This window comes from Kribbella yunnanensis (assembly GCF_039529655.1).
Taxonomy (GTDB): Bacteria; Actinomycetota; Actinomycetes; order Propionibacteriales; family Kribbellaceae; genus Kribbella; species Kribbella yunnanensis.
In genome coordinates this window covers 280,599-298,539 of record NZ_BAAANF010000022.1, presented here as the reverse complement: position 1 = coordinate 298,539, position 17,941 = coordinate 280,599, and the positions used below count along the sequence as shown (strand labels likewise).

14 protein-coding genes are annotated in these 17,941 nt (G+C 68.1%); 11 read left to right on the top strand and 3 right to left on the bottom strand.

Features of this window, described 5'->3' with window-relative positions; translation table 11 throughout:
• Positions 1 to 39 precede the first annotated feature (39 nt).
• The 8 genes from ABD231_RS33215 to ABD231_RS33180 all read left to right on the top strand — a co-directional run bounded on the left by ABD231_RS33215 (position 40) and on the right by ABD231_RS33180 (position 10,510).
• Entirely contained in the window at positions 40 to 828 is a 789-nt protein-coding gene (locus ABD231_RS33215; protein ID WP_344161011.1) for a TIGR03084 family metal-binding protein, read from the top strand.
• Positions 825 to 2,537, top strand: a complete 1,713-nt coding sequence (locus ABD231_RS33210; protein WP_344161008.1) for an acyclic terpene utilization AtuA family protein — start codon at positions 825 to 827, stop codon at positions 2,535 to 2,537. Before ABD231_RS33215 ends, ABD231_RS33210 begins: the two co-directional genes overlap by 4 nt.
• On the top strand, positions 2,492 to 3,661 hold the full coding sequence (locus ABD231_RS33205; protein WP_344161004.1) for an acyl-CoA dehydrogenase family protein: 1,170 nt from the start codon (positions 2,492 to 2,494) through the stop codon (positions 3,659 to 3,661). The genes ABD231_RS33210 and ABD231_RS33205 overlap by 46 nt, the downstream gene beginning before the upstream one ends.
• Positions 3,662 to 3,723: 62 nt before the next feature.
• Entirely contained in the window at positions 3,724 to 5,259 is a 1,536-nt protein-coding gene (locus ABD231_RS33200) for an acyl-CoA carboxylase subunit beta (RefSeq protein WP_344161697.1), read from the top strand.
• A gap of 32 nt (positions 5,260 to 5,291) precedes the next feature.
• Positions 5,292 to 7,175 (top strand): ATP-binding protein, encoded by a 1,884-nt coding sequence (locus ABD231_RS33195; protein ID WP_344161001.1) that lies wholly within the window; start codon positions 5,292 to 5,294, stop codon positions 7,173 to 7,175.
• Positions 7,172 to 8,332 carry an acyl-CoA dehydrogenase family protein gene (locus ABD231_RS33190; RefSeq protein ID WP_344160998.1) on the top strand — a complete coding sequence of 387 codons (1,161 nt, stop codon included), beginning with the start codon at positions 7,172 to 7,174 and terminating at the stop codon, positions 8,330 to 8,332. Before ABD231_RS33195 ends, ABD231_RS33190 begins: the two co-directional genes overlap by 4 nt.
• Before the next feature lie 14 nt (positions 8,333 to 8,346).
• Entirely contained in the window at positions 8,347 to 9,912 is a 1,566-nt protein-coding gene (locus tag ABD231_RS33185) for an AMP-binding protein (protein ID WP_344160995.1), read from the top strand.
• Positions 9,905 to 10,510: a TetR family transcriptional regulator gene (locus tag ABD231_RS33180; protein WP_344160992.1), complete on the top strand. Its 606-nt coding sequence runs from the start codon at positions 9,905 to 9,907 to the stop codon at positions 10,508 to 10,510. Before ABD231_RS33185 ends, ABD231_RS33180 begins: the two co-directional genes overlap by 8 nt.
• Here the strand turns inward: ABD231_RS33180 and ABD231_RS33175 are convergent.
• Positions 10,483 to 11,235, bottom strand: coding sequence for an AraC family transcriptional regulator (locus ABD231_RS33175; RefSeq protein ID WP_344160989.1), 753 nt, complete (start codon positions 11,233 to 11,235; stop codon positions 10,483 to 10,485). The two genes, ABD231_RS33180 and ABD231_RS33175, sit on opposite strands and share 28 nt — an antisense overlap.
• Before the next feature lie 55 nt (positions 11,236 to 11,290).
• On the opposite strand from ABD231_RS33175, the gene ABD231_RS33170 reads away from it, so the two are divergent.
• The gene (locus ABD231_RS33170; RefSeq protein WP_344160986.1) at positions 11,291 to 12,430 is read left to right on the top strand and encodes an MFS transporter; all 1,140 of its coding nucleotides are present in this window, start codon (positions 11,291 to 11,293) and stop codon (positions 12,428 to 12,430) included.
• Here ABD231_RS33170 and ABD231_RS33165 read toward each other — a convergent pair.
• Positions 12,408 to 14,495, bottom strand: a complete 2,088-nt coding sequence (locus ABD231_RS33165; RefSeq protein WP_344160983.1) for an NACHT domain-containing protein — start codon at positions 14,493 to 14,495, stop codon at positions 12,408 to 12,410. The two genes, ABD231_RS33170 and ABD231_RS33165, sit on opposite strands and share 23 nt — an antisense overlap.
• Before the next feature lie 88 nt (positions 14,496 to 14,583).
• Between ABD231_RS33165 and ABD231_RS33160 the strand changes: the two genes are divergently transcribed.
• Positions 14,584 to 16,038: an MDR family MFS transporter gene (locus tag ABD231_RS33160; protein WP_344160980.1), complete on the top strand. Its 1,455-nt coding sequence runs from the start codon at positions 14,584 to 14,586 to the stop codon at positions 16,036 to 16,038.
• Here ABD231_RS33160 and ABD231_RS33155 read toward each other — a convergent pair.
• Entirely contained in the window at positions 16,031 to 16,615 is a 585-nt protein-coding gene (locus ABD231_RS33155) for a hypothetical protein (RefSeq protein ID WP_344160977.1), read from the bottom strand. The genes ABD231_RS33160 and ABD231_RS33155 overlap by 8 nt on opposite strands.
• Positions 16,616 to 16,653: 38 nt before the next feature.
• On the opposite strand from ABD231_RS33155, the gene ABD231_RS33150 reads away from it, so the two are divergent.
• A complete protein-coding gene (locus ABD231_RS33150) occupies positions 16,654 to 17,721 on the top strand; it encodes a GNAT family N-acetyltransferase (protein ID WP_344160974.1) in 1,068 nt (355 codons plus the stop codon).
• Positions 17,722 to 17,941 lie beyond the last annotated feature (220 nt).

Genomic DNA, 17,941 nt, shown 5'->3' with positions numbered 1-17,941 from the left:
AGTCTCGGTGGCACGATCTCCACCCCCTGGGAGTGCGGCGTGCATGTGGACGAAGTGCTGGCGGATCTGTGGGCCGAGAGTGCTGAGCTGGATCGGCTGGTCGGTGGTTTGGCCGCCGACGAGTGGTCTCAGGCGACGCCGGCCGACGGATGGACGATCGCGCATCAGATTGCGCATCTGGCGTGGACGGATGAGGCGGCGCGGTTGGCTGCGGCGGAGCCGGATGGGTTCGCGGAGTTGGTGAAGGTCGGGGCGACCAATCCGACTGGGTACGTCGATGATGCGGCGGCTGAGGGTGCTGCGTTGCCGCCGGATCAGTTGCTGGTCCTTTGGCGGGAGTCGCGGGCGGACCTGGCGGAGGCGCTGAAGGGGGTGCCGGCTGGGGAGAAGATTCCGTGGTTTGGGCCGCCGATGAGTGCTACCTCGATGGCGACTGCGCGGCTGATGGAGACGTGGGCGCATGGGCAGGATGTGGCTGATGCGCTGGGGGTGCGGCGGCCGCCGAGTAATCGACTGCGGCATGTTGCGCACTTGGCGGTGCGGACGCGTGGGTTCGCGTACTTGCTGCATGGGCGGAGGGCGCCGGACGTCGAGATTCGGGTCGAGCTGGTCGGGCCGGATGGGGATGTGTGGAGCTGGGGTCCGGAGGATGCGGCGCAGCGGGTGAGCGGACCGGCCCTGGACTTCTGCTTGCTGGCGACGCAGCGTCGGCATCGCGACGACCTGGCCGTGGTCGCCGAAGGTGCGGATGCCGACGAGTGGCTGGGGATCGTGCAGGCGTTCGCGGGGTTGCCAGGTAAGGGTCGACAGCCGGGGCAGTTCACGTGAGCGCGCCCATTCGGATTGGGAATGCTTCTGGGTTCTACGGGGACCGGTTTAGTGCTGTGCAGGAGATGTTGACTGGTGGGCCGCTGGATGTGTTGACCGGGGACTACCTGGCTGAGTTGACGATGTTGATCCTTGGGCGGGATCGGCTGAAGGATCCGTCGCTCGGGTATGCGCGGACGTTCCTCAAGCAGCTCGAGACAGGACTCGGCGAAGCGCTCGATCGGGGCGTGAAGATCGTCAGCAATGCCGGTGGACTGAACCCGGCCGGCCTCGCGCAAGCGATCCAAGAACTCGCGGACCGGCTCGGTCTGCACCCGAAGATCGCGTACGTCGAAGGTGACGATCTGCTCGCCCGTGCCGCGGAGCTCGACCTGGGCACGCCGTTGACGGCGAACGCCTATCTCGGGGCCTGGGGAATTGCCGAGGCACTGCAGGCCGGGGCCGATGTCGTCGTGACTGGTCGTGTCACCGATGCGTCGGTGATCGTCGGGCCCGCGGCCGCGCACCACGGGTGGAAGCGGAACCAGTACGACGAGCTGGCGGGCGCGGTCGTCGCCGGGCATGTGATCGAGTGCGGTTGTCAGGCGACCGGCGGCAACTACTCGTTCTTCAGTGAGATCCGCGATCTCGGTCGGCCGGGCTTCCCGATCGCGGAGATTCATGCGGACGGCAGCAGCGTGATCACCAAACACGACAAGACCGGTGGCGCGGTCACGATCGACACGATCAAGGCGCAGTTGCTGTACGAGATCACCGGTGCTCGGTACGCCGGTCCGGACGTGACCACGCGGCTCGACACGATCGAGCTCAGCGACGACGGCGCCGACCGGGTCAGGATCAGTGGGGTTCGTGGTGAGGCTCCGCCGCCGACGTACAAGGTGTCGTTGAACAGCGTGGGCGGGTTCCGCAACGAGGTGAACTTCGTGCTGACCGGACTGCAGCTCGAGGAGAAGGCCGAGCTGGTCAAGGCGCAGCTTGAGCGTGGGCTCGCGAAGCAGCCGGCGGAGATGCAGTGGACGCTGGCCTGGACCGAGAAGCCGAACGCGGACTCCGAGGAGGAGGCCAGCGTCTTCCTCCGTTGCGCGGTGAAGGACCCGGATCCGAAGGTGGTCGGGCGCGCGTTCTCCAGTGCGGCGGTCGAGCTGGCGTTGTCGAGTTACCCCGGGTTCCACGCAGTCGCTCCGCCGGGCGATGGATCGCCGTACGGCGTCTTCCAGGCCGGGTACGTCGACATTCACGAGGTCGAGCACGTCGTCGTACTGCCCGACGGGGTGCGGGTGGTCATCGAACCCGCGGCGGAGACGCAGCCGCTGACACCGGCTGAGGATGCGGGACTGCCGATCCCGCTGCCGTCGCTGGCGTCGACCGGCCGGCCGCGGACGCGGGAGGTCCCGCTCGGGCGGCTCGTGGGTGCGCGGTCCGGCGACAAGGGCGGCGACGCGAACGTCGGGGTGTGGGTGCGCGACGAGAAGGCGTGGCGGTGGTTGGCGCACACGCTGACTGTCGAGCTGTTCCAGGAGCTGCTACCGGAGACTGCGTCGCTGAGTGTGACGCGGTACTTGCTGCCCAATCTGCTCGCGATGAACTTCGTCGTCGAGGGGTTGCTGGGTGAGGGGGTCGCCGCGCAGGCGCGGTTCGATCCGCAGGCCAAGGCGGTCGGCGAATGGCTGCGTTCTCGATATGTCGACATCCCGGAGATGTTGCTGTGAACGCCGAACAATTGGCACTGAGGGAGAGCGTGCGGCGGTTCATGGCGGCGGAGGTGTTGCCGCAGCTGGATCAGTGGGAGCGGGACGGCGAACTGCCGCGAGAGCTGCACAAGAAGGCCGGTCAGCCCGGGTTGCTCGGGGTGGCGTTTCCGGAGGCGGTCGGTGGTGGCGGCGGGTCGCTGCACGACATGCTCGCGGTGGTCGAGGAGATGCATTACGCCGGTGGATCCGGTGGACTGGTCGCATCGCTGCTGACGTGTGGGATCGCCGTACCGCATATCGTTGCTGCGGGCAATCAAGAGCAGATCGACCGGTGGGTGCGACCGACGCTCGAAGGGGAGCTGATCGGGGCGCTCGCGATCACCGAGCCTGGTGGTGGGTCCGATGTCGCCTCGATCCGGACGACCGCGCGCCGCGAGGGTGATGTGTTCGTGGTGAACGGCGCCAAGACGTACATCACCTCAGGGGTCCGCGCGGACTTCGTCACCACGGCCGTCCGCACGGAGGGTGCGGGTGCGCACGGGGTCAGCCTGTTGGTGCTGGAACGCGGGATGTTCGAGGTGTCGCGCAAGCTGGAGAAGATGGGCTGGCTCTGCTCGGACACTGCTGAACTGAGCTTCACCGACGCCCGGGTACCGGTGCAGAACCTCGTCGGCGCGCCGGGTTCAGGATTCGTCCAGCTGGCGGTGAACTTCGTGGCCGAGCGACTCACGCTCGCCGTCCAGGCGTACGCCGGCGCGCAGCGCGCGCTCGACCTCACCGTGCAGTGGTGCCGGGATCGGGAGACGTTCGGGCGGCCGTTGATCTCGCGGCAGACAGTTCAGCACACGCTGACCGAGATGGCTCGCCGGATCGACGTCGCGCGCGTGTACGTGCACCATGTCGCGGAGCGGGCCGAGCGTGGCGACGACGTGATCGCGGAGACGTGTTTCGCGAAGAACACCGCGGTCGAGACCGGCCAGTGGGTGTGCGACCAAGCGCTCCAACTGCACGGCGGGCTCGGGTACATGCGCGAGTCCGAGATCGAGCGCCAGTACCGCGACCAACGCATCCTCGGCATCGGCGGCGGCGCCACCGAGATCCTCACCGGCCTGGCCGCCAAACGACTGGGGTTCACCGCATGACCACAACGTCCGAAAACACGCCGACCACGCCCTCCGATCCTTCGGACGTCAATCGCTCGGCGATGCTTGCGAAGTTGGCGGCGCTGGAGATTGAGCACGGTAAGGCGTTGGCGGGGGGTGGGGAGAAGTACGTCGCTCGGCACCACAAGCGCGGGAAGTTGCTGGCTCGGGAGCGGATCGAGTTGCTGATCGATCCGGATTCGGCGTTTCTGGAGTTGTCGCCGTTGGCTGGGTGGGGGTCGGACTTCACGGTCGGGGCGAGTCTGGTGACCGGGATCGGGGTGGTCTGCGGGGTCGAGTGTTTGATCACCGCTAACGATCCGACCGTGAAGGGTGGCGCCAGCAACCCGTGGACGTTGCGGAAGGCGTTGCGGTCGGACGAGATCGCGCGGGCCAACCGGTTGCCGGTGATCAGTTTGGTCGAGTCCGGGGGTGCGGATCTGCCGACGCAGAAGGAGATCTTCATTCCGGGTGGCGCGATGTTCCGGAACCTGACTCGGCTGTCGGCCGAGGGGATTCCGACGATCGCGCTGGTGTTCGGGAACTCGACCGCGGGTGGTGCGTACATCCCGGGGATGAGCGACTACGTGGTGATGGTCGATGGTGGCGCGAAGGTGTTCCTGGCGGGACCGCCGCTGGTCAAGATGGCGACCGGCGAGGACGCCGACGACGAATCACTCGGTGGTGCGTCGATGCACGCCCGGAAGTCGGGGCTGGCGGACTACTTCGCGGTTGACGAGCAGGACGCGATCCGGCTCGGGCGACAGATCGTGTCGCGGTTGAACTGGAAGAAGCGCGGTCCGGCGGCAGCGCCGTCGTACCGGGAGCCTTTGTACGACGCGGATGGGCTGCTCGACATTGTGCCGGGGGATCTGAAGGTCCCGTTTGATCCTCGGGATGTCATCGCTCGGGTGGTGGACGGGTCGGTGTTCGACGAGTTCAAGCCGCTGTACGGGTCGTCGCTGGCGACCGGGTGGGCGTCGGTGCATGGGTATCCGGTGGGGATTCTGGCGAATGCGCGCGGGGTGTTGTTCAGTGAGGAGTCGCAGAAGGCGGCGCAGTTCATTCAGCTGGCGAACCGGTCGGATACTCCGCTGATTTTCTTGCACAACACGACCGGGTACATGGTCGGGCAAGAGTACGAACAGGGCGGGATCATCAAGCACGGCGCCCAGATGATCAACGCGGTCGCCAACTCCAAGGTGCCGCATGTGTCGATCCTGATGGGCGCCTCGTACGGCGCCGGGCACTACGGGATGTGTGGTCGTGCGTTCGATCCACGGTTCCTGTTCGCGTGGCCGTCGGCGAAATCGGCGGTGATGGGGCCGCAGCAGCTGGCCGGCGTGCTGTCGATCGTCGCCCGGGCCGCCGCGGAGGCGAAGGGGATGCCGTACGACGAGGACGGTGACGCGAAGATGCGCGCGTACGTCGAGGGTCAGATCGAGGCGGAGTCGCTGCCGATGTTTCTCTCCGGACGCCTGTACGACGACGGTGTGATCGACCCGCGGGATACGCGGACTGTGCTCGGGATCTGCTTGTCCGCCATCCACTCGGCTCCAGTCGAAGGCACATCGTCCTTCGGCGTCTTCCGGTTGTGAGCCCGATGTCCACCCCAGCCCAGGAGTCGCGCGTGATCACGTCCGTGCTTGTTGCCAACCGCGGGGAGATCGCTCGCCGCGTGTTCCGAACCGCCCGGTCGCTTGGGCTCTCCACCGTTGCCGTCTACTCGACGGCGGACGCGGCGTCGCCGTACGTGGATGAGGCTGATGCGGCGGTGCATTTGCCGGGGAACGCGCCGGGTGAGACGTATCTGCGCGGGGAGCTGGTGATCGAGGCGGCGCTGCGGGCGGGCGCGGATACCGTGCATCCGGGGTACGGCTTCCTGTCGGAGAACGCGGGGTTCGCGGCGGCGGTGATCGAGGCGGGGCTGACGTGGATCGGGCCGCCGGTGGACGCGATCTCGTCGATGGGGTCGAAGATCGAGTCGAAGAAGCTGATGGCGGCGGCCGGGGTTCCGGTGCTGGCCGAGCTGACGCCGGCGGAGGTGTCGGAGGCTGACCTGCCGGTGCTGGTGAAGGCGTCGGCCGGTGGTGGTGGGCGCGGGATGCGGGTGGTGTCGCGGCTCGCGGATCTGCCGGGTGAGATCGAGGCGGCGTCGGCGGAGGCGTTGTCGGCGTTCGGGGACGGGACGGTGTTCTGCGAGCGGTATCTGCCGAGTGGGCGGCATATCGAGGTGCAGATTCTGGCTGATCAGCACGGGACGATCTGGGCGGTCGGGGAGCGGGAGTGCTCGATCCAGCGGCGGCATCAGAAGGTGGTTGAAGAGGCGCCGTCGCCGTTGGTGGAGCGGATTCCGTCGATGCGGCCGTTGCTGTTCGACGCGGCGCGGAAGGCTGCGGCGGCGATCAGCTATGTGGGTGCGGGGACGGTCGAGTTCCTGGCGGACGAGGACGGGAACTTCTACTTCCTGGAGATGAACACGCGGCTTCAGGTCGAACACCCGGTCACCGAGGAGACCACGGGACTCGATCTGGTCGAACTACAGATCGCGGTCGCGGACGGTGCGCGGTTGCCGGCTGACCCGCCGCCCACGGTGGGACACGCGATCGAGGTGCGGCTGTACGCCGAGGATCCGCAGCACGACTGGCAACCGCAGACCGGCGTACTGCACAAGTTCCAAGTGGATTCGAGTGTGCGGGTGGACTCGGGTGTGGAAAGCGGGTCGGTCGTCTCGCCCTACTACGACTCGATGCTGGCCAAGGTGATTGCCTATGGCCCCGATCGGACCGCCGTTGCTCGGCGGCTGGCTGGGGTGTTGGAGCGGGCGACGATTCATGGGGTGGGGACCAACCGGGCGTTGCTGGCTTGGATTCTGCGGCATCCGGCGTTTCTGGCTGGTGATACCGATACCGCGTTTTTCGGGACCCACGGGATCGGTGGGTCGAGTGGTTCGGAGGAGTTGTCCGCGTTGGCGGCGGCGTTGGCGGATGCGGCTGGGCGGGGTGGGCCGGTGGGGGTGCCTCGTGGGTGGCGGAATGTGGCTTCGCAGCCGCAGCGGAAGAGTTATCGGGTTGGCGAAACCACCTATGACGTTGAGTATCGGCTGACTCGGGACGGGTTGGTTGTTGCGGGCAACATTCAGCTGGTGGAGAGTTCGCCGGATCGGGTGGTGCTGGTGGTGGACGGCGTACGGCGGGTGTTCGAGGTGGCGGCGTACGACGGGCTGGTTTGTGTGGGGCCGGTCAATCTGATTCCGGTGCCGCGGTTTGTGGATCCCTCGCGGCAGGTGGCGGCGGGGTCGTTGGTGGCGCCGATGCCGGGGACGGTCATCCGGGTCGGGGCGCAGGTTGGTGAGGTGGTGAAGCAGGGGCAGCCGCTGTTGTGGCTGGAGGCGATGAAGATGGAGCACACGATCGCCGCGCCGGCTGACGGTGTTGTCGGTGAGCTCAATGTCGAAGCGGGTCAACAGGTCGAGGTCGGCGCCGTACTGGCTGTCGTTGGGGAGGAAGCATGAGCTTCTATACAGAGTCCGAGGAACGCCAGGCGCTGCGTAAGGCGGTCGGCGAGCTGGGGAAGAAGTACGGCTACGAGTGGTTCGACAAGCAGGCGCGCAGCGGCGGGAACACCAGCGAGCTGTGGGCCGAGGCGGGGAAGCTCGGCTACCTCGGCGTGAATCTCCCGGAGGAGTACGGCGGCGGTGGCGGCGGGATGGGCGATCTGTCGATCGTGCTGGAGGAGCTCGGTACGGCGGGTTGTCCGCTGCTGATGATGGTCGTGTCGTCGTCGATCGTCGGTACCGTGATCACGCGGTTCGGCACGGCTGAGCAGAAACAGCAGTGGTTGCCGGGACTGGCCGACGGGTCGACGACGATGGCGTTCGCGATCACCGAGCCGGACGCGGGGTCGAATTCGCATCAGATCACCACGACTGCCCGCCGTACCGACGATGGCTGGGCGTTGTCGGGGCGGAAGGTCTTCATCTCCGGACTGGATGTCGCGCAGGCGATGCTGGTGGTCGGGCGGACCGAGGACGCCCGGACCGGCAAGCTGAAGCCGGCGTTGTTCGTTGTGCCGACCGACGCGGCCGGGGTCGAGTTCCAGCAGATCGAGATGGATCTGATCAGCCCGGACAAGCAGTTCACGCTGTTCCTGGATGATGTCCAGCTGCCGCGCGAGGCGCTGGTCGGGTCGGAGGACGCGGCGCTGATGCAGCTGTTCGCGGGGCTGAACCCGGAGCGGATCATGGCGTCGGCGTTCGCGATCGGGATCGCCCGGCACGCACTCGGCAAGGCGCTCGCCTACGTCAAGGAACGCCAGGTCTGGAACACCCCGATCGGCGCTCACCAGGCGATTGCGCACCCGCTCGCGCAGGTCAAGATCGAGCTCGAACTGGCCCGCCTGATGATGCAGAAGGCGGCCGCGCTGTACGACGCCGGCGACGACCTGGGCGCGGGTGAGGCCGCGAACATGGCGAAGTACGCCGCGGGTGAGGTCGCGGTCCGCGCCACCGACCAGGCGGTCCAGTCGCTCGGCGGCAACGGTATGACCAAGGAGTACGGCGTCGCTGCGCTCTCGACGGCGGCGCGCGCGGCCCGGATCGCGCCGGTGAGCCGGGAGATGATCCTCAACTTCGTTGCCCAGCACAGCCTGGGCCTGCCCAAGTCCTACTGAGAGAGGCCGCCCCGATGATCATCACCAGCGAGTTTCCGCCCGTCGAGGTTGTCGATGTCCCGCTGCACGATGCCGTGCTCGGTCGCGCTCAGGAGTACGGCGACCGCGCGGCGCTTGTGGACGCGGTCAGCGGCCGCGAGATCAGCTACACCCAGCTCGACCACATGACGCGCCGAGTTGCGGCCGGTCTGGCCGAGCTCGGGATCCGCCAGGGTGACGTGGTCGCGCTCTACAGCCCGAACACGATCCTCTACCCGGTCGTCTTCTACGGCACCACCCGCGCGGGCGCGACCGTGACCACGGTCAACGCGCTCTACACGGCCGATGAACTGCACAAGCAACTCGTCGACTCGAAGGCGAAGTTGCTGGTGACAATTTCGCTGTTCCTGCCGGCCGCGACGGCAGCGATCGAGGGCACGGACGTCACGGAGATCTTCGTCTGCGACCAGGCCGAGGGCTATCGCTCGGTGATGGAGCTGGTCGCATCGACCGCGCCGGAGCCTTCGGTCACGATCAATCCGGCCGAGGATGTTGCGGTGCTGCCGTATTCGAGCGGGACGACCGGTTCGGCCAAGGGTGTGATGCTCACCCATCGGAACATCGCGACCAACCTCGTCCAGGCCGAGGCGACGTTCGCGATGGAAGACGGTGAGCGGATCATCGCGATCCTGCCGTTCTTCCACATCTACGGCCAGTCCGTGCTGATGAATCTGCCGTTCCGCTTCGGCGTGACGGTCGTCGTACTGCCGAAGTTCGAGCTGCAGCAGTTCCTGACCACGCTCGATGAGCAGAAGATCACTCGCGCGTTCGTCGCACCGCCGATCGTGCTGGCACTGGCGAAGCATCCGGCGGTGGACGGGGTGGACCTGTCGGCGCTCAAGTACCTGACGTCCGCCGCGGCTCCGCTGGACGCGGAGTTGGCCGAGGCGTGTGCGAAGCGGCTCGGACTGCACGGGGTGCTGCAGTGCTACGGGATGACCGAGCTCTCGCCGGGGACGCACGCCGTACCGCAGGACGATCCGGAGCCGCCGCCTGGTGCGGTCGGCAAGCTGTTCCCGTCCACCGAGCAGCGCGTGGTCGGTGCTGATGGCAACGATGTTGCGGACGGCGAGGTCGGTGAGATCTGGATCCGCGGGCCGCAGGTGATGAAGGGGTACCTGGGCCGGCCGGGCGAGACCGACGCGACCATCGACCGCGAGGGCTGGTTGCACACCGGCGATCTCGGGCGGATGGACGCGCGCGGCTACCTGCACATCGTCGATCGGGTCAAGGAGCTGATCAAGTACCACGGCTACCAGGTGGCGCCGGCCGAGCTGGAGGCTGTGCTGCTGACCGACGAGCGGATCGCGGATGCGGCGGTGATCGGGGTCGCTTTGGAAGGCAACGAGGTGCCGAAGGCGTTCGTCGTACCGATGCCGGGGTCGGGGCTGACCGAGGCCGACGTGCTCGAGTACGTCGCCGCACGGGTGGCGCCGTACAAGAAGGTGCGGCAGGTGGAGTTCATCGAGGCGGTACCGAAGGCTGCCTCCGGGAAGATCCTGCGGCGTGAGCTCAGAGCGCGCGAGGCCGCCCGTGAGTGATGCGCTCCGAGCACCCCAACAGGACCGCAGCCGGGCCACCCGGCAGCGGTTGCTGGAGGCCGCGGTCGATTCGCTCGCCGAGGTCGGGTACGCCGCGACCACGGTGGCCGTGGTCGCGGCGCGGGCCGGGGTGTCGCGTGGTGCTGCCCAGCACCACTTCCCGACGCGGGCGGATCTGTTCGCGGCCGCGGTCGAGTACATGACCGAGGTGCGGCTGGCGGAGATACGGGCTGCTGTGTTGCCTAGTGGGCCGGGGCGGACTGAGGCGATCGTGAGCATGCTCGTGGATGTGTACACCGGTCCGCTGTTCCGGGCTGCGCTGCATTTGTGGGTTGCGGCGTCGACCGAGGAGGCGCTGCGGGCGCAGATCGTTCGGCTGGAAGAGCGGGTTGGGCGGCGAGCACACCGGGCGCTGCTCGACGTACTGGACGTTTCGGAGCGGACTCCCGGCGTACGGGAGACCGTGCAGGGGGTGCTGGACATGGCGCGCGGGCTGGGGCTGGCTGATCTGTTGTCGGATGACAGTGCGCGGCGGCGCGGGATTGTGCGGCAGTGGAGCCGCATCCTCGATCAGGCTCTGCTGGCGCCTGGGGTGTGACCGAAGGACCGCTTGAAGGTGTCGATGAACGCACTGGTTGACGCCCAGCCGGTTTGGTGGGCTACGCGGGTCACTGAGTCGCCGGCTGCGAGCAGTCTGAGGGCGGTGTGCAGCCGGAGCTGCGTGCGCCACTGCGGGAAGGTCATGCCGAGGTCTGAGCGGCAGAGTCGGCTCAGCGTGCGCTCACTCGCGCCAACGTGAGCGCCGAGCTCGGTGAGGGTGCGGTTGTCGGCTGGGTCGTTGTGCAGGAGTTCGCAGAGTGCGGCCAGGCGAGGGTCGCGCGGAGTGGGCAGGTAGGTGGGCAGCTGGGATGAGCGGCGGAGTTGGTCGAGCAGCACCCCACGCAACCGCGCCCGCTCGGCGGGGACGGCGGGGGCGGCGCCTTCCTCCTCGTCCGCTCCGGAGGTGTAGGTGAGGATCAGCTCTCGGAGGAGCGGACTGACTAGCAGGGCGGACGGTTCCTCTAGGGCTAGCGGGTTCTCGGTTAGGCCGATGGTGTGTAGGGCGGTGTCGCCGTAGGCGCGGTGTTCGTGGACTGTGCGGGCTGGGATCCAGATGGCTCGGTTGGCTGGGGCGATCCAGCTTCCGGCGTCCGTGGTCACCGACAGGACGCCTTGACCGGCGTACACGATCTGGTGCTGGTCGTGCCAGTGCGCGTCGACCTCGCCACCGGCGGGGATCGGCAGGATTCCGGTCGAGGCGTCAGAGTGGCGGATTTCCGGCATAGGTTGGCATTTTATCGGAAGCCGGACAACCACCTCAGAGTCGACGATCGTTGGTGTGAGGAGAATTCGACCGATCGGGCTGATGGCTGCCGGGCATGCGTGTGTCGATGTGTACCAAGGCGCCGTACCGGCTCTGGTGCCGTTCCTGGTCGCCGAACGCGGGCTCGGGTACGTCGCTGTTTCCGGGATCACGCTGGCCGCGACGCTGCTGTCGTCCGTGGTGCAGCCGGTGTTCGGGGTGTTGACGGACCGGCGGCCGTTGACCTGGCTGATCCCGGTGAGCATGACGACGGCCGGGCTCGGGATCGCGTTGATCGGGGTCGGCGATGCCTACTGGCTAGCGTGGCTCGCGGCTGCGCTGTCGGGGCTCGGGGTTGCGGCGTACCACCCCGAGGCGGCGCGGATGGCGCGGGCGGTCAGCGGTGGCAGCCACGTCGGGATGAGCTGGTTCTCGGTCGGCGGGAACGTCGGGTTCGCACTGGCGCCGGCTCTCGTGACACCGATCGTCGCGGCCGGTGGACTGCGGTGGACGCCCGTGCTGATCGTCCCGGCGTTGGCTGGTGCGGTGATCACCAGACTGGCGGTCCGTTCTGCCGAGTTTGTTGCTACTAGCAACAGTCACAGCGGCCGCGACGACTGGCCGTCCTTTCTGCGGTTGTCGGTGATCATGGTCTGCCGCTCGATCGTGTTCGTCGGGCTCGGCACCTTCATCGCCCTGTACGCCGCTCAACGGGTCGGCGGCGGTGCCACGACCGGCGGGATCGCGCTGTTCATCCTGTTCGCGGCAAGCGCCTTCGGGACCCTGCTCGGTGGCCGGTTCGCCACCCGATTCGGGCGGATCCGGACCCTGCGGGCGTCGTACGCGATCGCCGTACCAGCGATTGCTGCCCTGGTCTTCGTCCCCGGACCAGCGTTCTTCGGCTTCCTGGCCTTGACCGCTATCGCCATGGCGATAGCGTTCTCGCTGCACGTCACCCTTGGCCAGGACTTCCTCCCGACCCGCGTAGGTACCGCTGGCGGTATGACACTCGGCCTGGCCGTCAGCATCGGCGGCATCGGCACCCCCATCCTCGCCACCCTGGCCGAACACACCTCATTGCAGACCGCACTGACCACGCTGATCGCACTACCGCTGGCGTGCGCCCTGCTGGGCTACCTGCTCCGCGAGCCCGTCAGCGGTTCTGCCGCCGGATGACCTTGGCCGCCAGGTCGTCCGGGTTGCACTCGGCCAGGTGGTCGCGGATGAGGAGGTGGATGAACGAGTACTCGCCGGGCGCGGTGCGAGCGAGCACGAAGCGGTCGGCGGCGTACTGGAGGAACGCGCGCCGACGCCAGGGCAGGTCGCCACTCCAGCAGAGCAGGACATCGAAGAGCACCCGGTAGAGCCACCCCGCACGCGACGTCTGGCCAGGCCACAGGCCCGCAGCAACCAGCCCGAAGAGCAGGCCGGGCAGGACCGCGATGTCGTGTCCGGTGAAGTCGGCTCCGAGGGCGGCTGCCAGAGCGAGACCGGCCAGGCCGCCCCCTAGCGCCCAGGGCACGAGCCGCCAGTGCGCCACCGGCCGCTCCTCGTACGGCCAGGAGGGCGGAAAGCTCAGCGTGCGGATCCCCAACGCGACGAACAGCCCGACCACGAAGCCAGGCGGGAAGCCACCTTGCAGGATGATGCCCGCCGGGAGCAGCTCGATCAGTCCCATCGCGGCGACGAGCAGAACAACGCTCGCGGACGCCCCGAGGAGCAGACCGAGGAGCAGCACCACGAGCTGCCGTTGATCGCCGGTGCGGAACGAGAGGACGTCTCGGGCCGTTGGCCAGCGGGCGGACAGCAGCACGGCCGGTACGGCGACAGTCAGGCCGGCGAGGACGCCGTACTGGGCTGTGGTTGCCAGAGTCGCCCCTGCGACGAGGCCGCTGAGCAGTGCGGGCAGTCCGACCACGTGCAGCAGGTACACGACGTCTGGATGGATGAGACCGTCCTGGCCCCAGGCACCGGGCCAGCGCGGCACCACGGTCTGGGCGCCTCGGCGCTTGCTGGTTCGCCAGGCGAGGGTTCGCAACGCGCGGACGGCGGCAGCGGCGCCGTACTCGCGCTCTGTGGACCGGTGCCGTGCCAGTACCTCGACGATGAACGTGTCGAACAGATCCCGCCGTACGTCGGCCAGGTCGTCGGCCGCGACGTCTTCGGGGCCACGGTCTTGGTACGCCAGCAGGAGGACGTTGAGCATCAGGGGTGAGGTGACCAGGTCCCACAGTTCGTCGTCGTACTCGATGGCGGCGCGGGCTCCGTCGAGTTCGGGGCCCACCGCTTCGAAGTACTCGAGGACCTGTTGTCTGGTGAGCGGTCTGATGTGTACTGCGCCGTTGAGGATCAGCTGGTGGGTCAGCTGCTCGTAGTCGTGGGTGCGGCAGGTGACGGCGAGCTTGGGGATCGTGTAGTGCTTCTGGAGGTCCAGCAGGACACCTGCCAGCTTGTCGCGGTGTGCGCGGTCGATCTCGTCCAGACCGTCGAAGAGCAACGCCAGATGGCCGCGCAGCAACCAGCTTCGGCCGACGGCCGGTGGGATGCCGTAGCGGAGGCGTAGCTCGTTCAGTAGCCAGCGGACGAACCCGGCCAGCAGCGGGGTGTCACGCGGGTGGTCGTCCTTCTGGTGCGACGGTGCGGCCGTCCAGCTCGCCAAGTCGACCAGGACCGGGATGGGGGCGCGCTCGTCGGCCGCGGCCTGTTCGGCGAGGGTGCGGGCGAGGCTGAGCAGCAGGGTCGTCTTGCCGGCACCGGGTGCGCCCAGGATCAGCATCGAGTCCTGGAGCTCGTCGAAGACCTCGGCGATGGCTGCGTTCTCGGGGAGCTGCCGCGGTTCGCTGTCGATCGGCTGGACGAACAGGTCGTATGGGCGGACGACTGCGGACGGACGCTCCTCGAGGGCGAGCGCGACTCGGGTGCGGGCCGCGAGGGAGACGGCGACCCGCTGGTTCAGGTAGGTGTCGACGCTGCGGAGCAACAGCTGCCGGTTGCGCGGTACGTCGGCCGAGCGGCTGGAGATGACCGGGCGCTGGCGGCTGCGGACCTCGGCCAAGGCCGTGAGCACGAGAATCAGCCAGAGGACGCCGATCGCCGGCCACGTCCAGGCGACGTACGGGGTGAGGAAGGCGGGCGCCGTACCGCCGGTGCCGACGTTGATGGCGATCGGGAGCAGGACCAGGCTGAGCGAGGCGGTCAGCACGATCACGGCGGCACGCAGCACGGTGTCACGGATCCTCACGCCCCGGAGCGTATCGGTCCGTGCCTGTATCGGCTTGTGGATGGGCACTGCAGGAATTGTTCAACGATCACGTAAGTTGGCTTTTGTCATGACTACTGAGCGGGTCGACCGCGCGAGTGTCGGGCTGAGGTCGGAACGCGGCCCGATTCTGCTCGCGGTGATGCTGAGTACCGGGCTGGTCGCCCTCGACGCGACCATCCTCGCCACAGCCGTTCCCTCGGTGGTCGACGACCTGGGCGGGTTCACGCAGTTCCCTTGGCTGTTCTCGATCTACCTGCTGGCCCAGGCGGTCTCGGTACCGATCTACGGCAAGCTCGCCGATCTGCGCGGGCGGAAGCCGATGATCCTGCTCGGGGTCACGCTGTTCGTGGTCGGGTCGGTGCTCTGCGGGTTCGCCTGGAGCATGCCCGCGCTGATCGCGTTCCGGCTGATCCAGGGACTGGGTGCAGGCGCGATCCAGCCGATCGGTATGACGATCATCGGCGATATCTACACGGTGGCCGAGCGGGCGAAGGTCCAGGGCTATTTGGCCAGCGTGTGGGGGATCTCGTCGTTCGTCGGGCCGACGCTCGGTGGCGTCTTCTCCGACTACATCTCCTGGCGCTGGATCTTCTTCGTGAACGTGCCACTCGGAGTCGCGGCGGCGATCGTGCTGCGCAAACGGTTCCAGGAGAAGACCGCCGAGAAGACGAAACACCAAATCGACTACGCGGGCGCCGTACTGCTGGCCGTCGGTGGTTCGTTGCTGCTGCTCGGTCTGCTCGAGGGTGGCGTGATGTGGGCCTGGGACTCGCCGGTCAGCATCGCGATCCTGACGGTCGCGGTCATCCTGATCGTCGCCTTCGCCCTGGTCGAACGCCGGGCGGCCGAACCGATCCTGCCGCCGTGGGTGCTCAACCGCCGGGTGCTCAACTCGGCCAACGCGACCGCGTTCCTCATCGGCCTGCTGATGATGGGACTGTCGACGTACGTGCCGGTCTTCGCGCAGGGCGTGCTCGGGACCTCCGCCTTGATCGCCGGCTTCGCGCTGGCCGCGATGACGATCGGCTGGCCGATCTCCGCGTCACTGTCCGGGCGGATCTACCTGCGGCTCGGGTTCCGCTGGACGATGCTGCTCGGTTCGGCGTTCGTCGTACTCGGCGCCGGCATCCTGCTGACGGTCGGCGCAACCAGCAGCGTCTGGCAACTCGCCGCCGCCTGCTTCGTGATCGGCGTCGGCCTCGGCTTCTCCTCGGCACCGGCCGTCGTAGCAGCCCAATCCTCGGTCGACTGGCAGCATCGAGGCGTGGTCACCGGCGCCAACATGTTCTCCCGCTCGGTCGGCAGCGCCGTCGGCGTCGCCACCTTCGGCGCGGTGGCCAACGGCGAGATCGCCGCCCGCCTCGGCGGCGCCCACGCCGACCTCGAGAACCTCCCGCCCGCCGTACTGGCCCCAGCCATCCACGACGTCTTCTACGGCGCCGCAGCCGCCGCCGTACTCCTCATCGTCGCCGTAGCCTTCATCCCCAACCGCATCCCCGAACAGCCACTCGCCGCTAGTTAGGGAGTGGGCCGGTCAGGGCTAGCCATAGGCCGCCGAGGAGAACTACGACGCACATTGCGATGACCGCTCGGCCGATTCGCTGGTGGGTTGGATGGGGTAGCGGGGTGCCGGCTAGCTTGCCGGCGATGATGTAGGTGAGGGCGGCGACGACGAACATCGCGAAGATGGAGAGTCCGGCGGCGCCCCAGCCGTAGCCGAGTGGTTGGGCGTCGGGGTAGACGTCGCCGAACACCTTCTGCTGCGACTGACCGCGGCGGCTGCCTACCAACATCGCTGAGGACGCCGCTAGGGCGAGGGCCGTGAACGCGAGGACCAACCGCAGTCGGGGGGCCACGCGCACCCGCAGGCTGACCAGCAGGGCGATGACCACGAGTGGTACGCCGAGCCACGCCCAGCCGAGTGCGCGCAGTACTAGCTCGTCGTGGCCGACCGCCACGCCGAGCCAGCGGACGAACGGCTTCACGTACTGGTGCCCGAGTACGCCGGAGGTCAACAGCACGACGAGCACCGCGATGGTGCCGACTTTGCTCCAGCGGCTGATCGCCACGAGTCCTGCCACCAGGGGTCTGTTCCGCACGGGGGAACTCTGTCAGATGAGCGGTCTAGGTTTTGAGGATGCGGAGTGTGGACTGTGTGGGTGCGCTGATTCGGGACGGGCGTGGGCGGGTCTATGTGCATCGGCGGTCGGCGGACCGGCGGTTGTTGCCGGGGATCTGGGACATCGTCGGTGGGCATGTCGAGGTGGGGGAGACGCCGGAGGAGGCGTTGGCTCGGGAGGTTGAGGAGGAGACGGGGTGGGTGGTTCGCGAGGTTCTGGGGGTGGTCGCGGACTGGGAATGGGAGTGGGAGGGGCGGGTACGGCGAGAGCTCGACTACCTGGTCGTGGTTGACGGGGACCTGGCGCGACCGCGGTTGGAGGTGGGGAAGCACGACGCGTCGGCGTGGGTCGGGGTGGACGACCTGGAGTTACTGATGGTCGGGCGGACCGATGGGGACCGGCGGTTGCGGGACATCGTGGCGCATGTCGTGCGGGCGCGGTTGACCGAGCGGTTGCGGCTCGAGCCGGTCAGTGGACCGGGTCCGGTCCTGGACGGACATGTAGCGGACCTCGTGCGGCTGTTCGCGGATCCGTGGGTGGCGCACTGGTACGACGAGGAGTGGTCGCCGGAGGTGGCTGCGGAGCGGGCGGCGGAGATGCAGGCCGCCTGGGAGCGCGACTCGGTGGGCAAGTGGATCGCGTACGAGCGGGCGAGTGGGGAGCTCGCCGGGCGGGGTGGGTTGTCGCGGATGAGCGCGGGATCGCCGGTGGCCGTGGCGATCGAGAAGCTGCTCGGGGCGGCCGACGGGGTAGCCGGGGCGGTTGAAGGGGCGGCCGGGGCGGAGTGGGCGGTTGATCGGTTGGAGTTGGGGTGGGCTTTGGTGGAGTCGGCGCGGGGGCGGGGGTTGGCTACCGAGATCGGGCGGGCCGGGTTGGAGTTCGCGTTCGGGACGTTGCGGGCACGCTCGGTGATTTCGTTCACCGAGCGTCACAACACGGCCTCGCGCGCGGTGATGGAGCGGCTCGGGATGACGTATGCGGGAGAGATCACCGCGGAGGGGTGGGTGGACGGCGTACCGGAGGTGCAGCCGGACGCGCCGTTCGCCGTGTATGTCATCGGACATGACAAAGGCTCCGCTGTGTGACCGCCCAGGCGCGGCGGTCACACAGCGGAGCCGGCCACCTCGGGGGGTGGTTCCTGGTGAGGTGTCAGGAACCACCGGTGGTGTCCTACCGCCCAGGACACCCAGCCCCGGCCTGGCCCGAGGTGTCGGCCAGGAGGTGAGGTGGTGGTTGGAACGGCTGGGCGGCGGCGATACAGGGACTCAGCCGCCAAGCCCAGCCGGGCTTTGGGCGGTGCGGTCC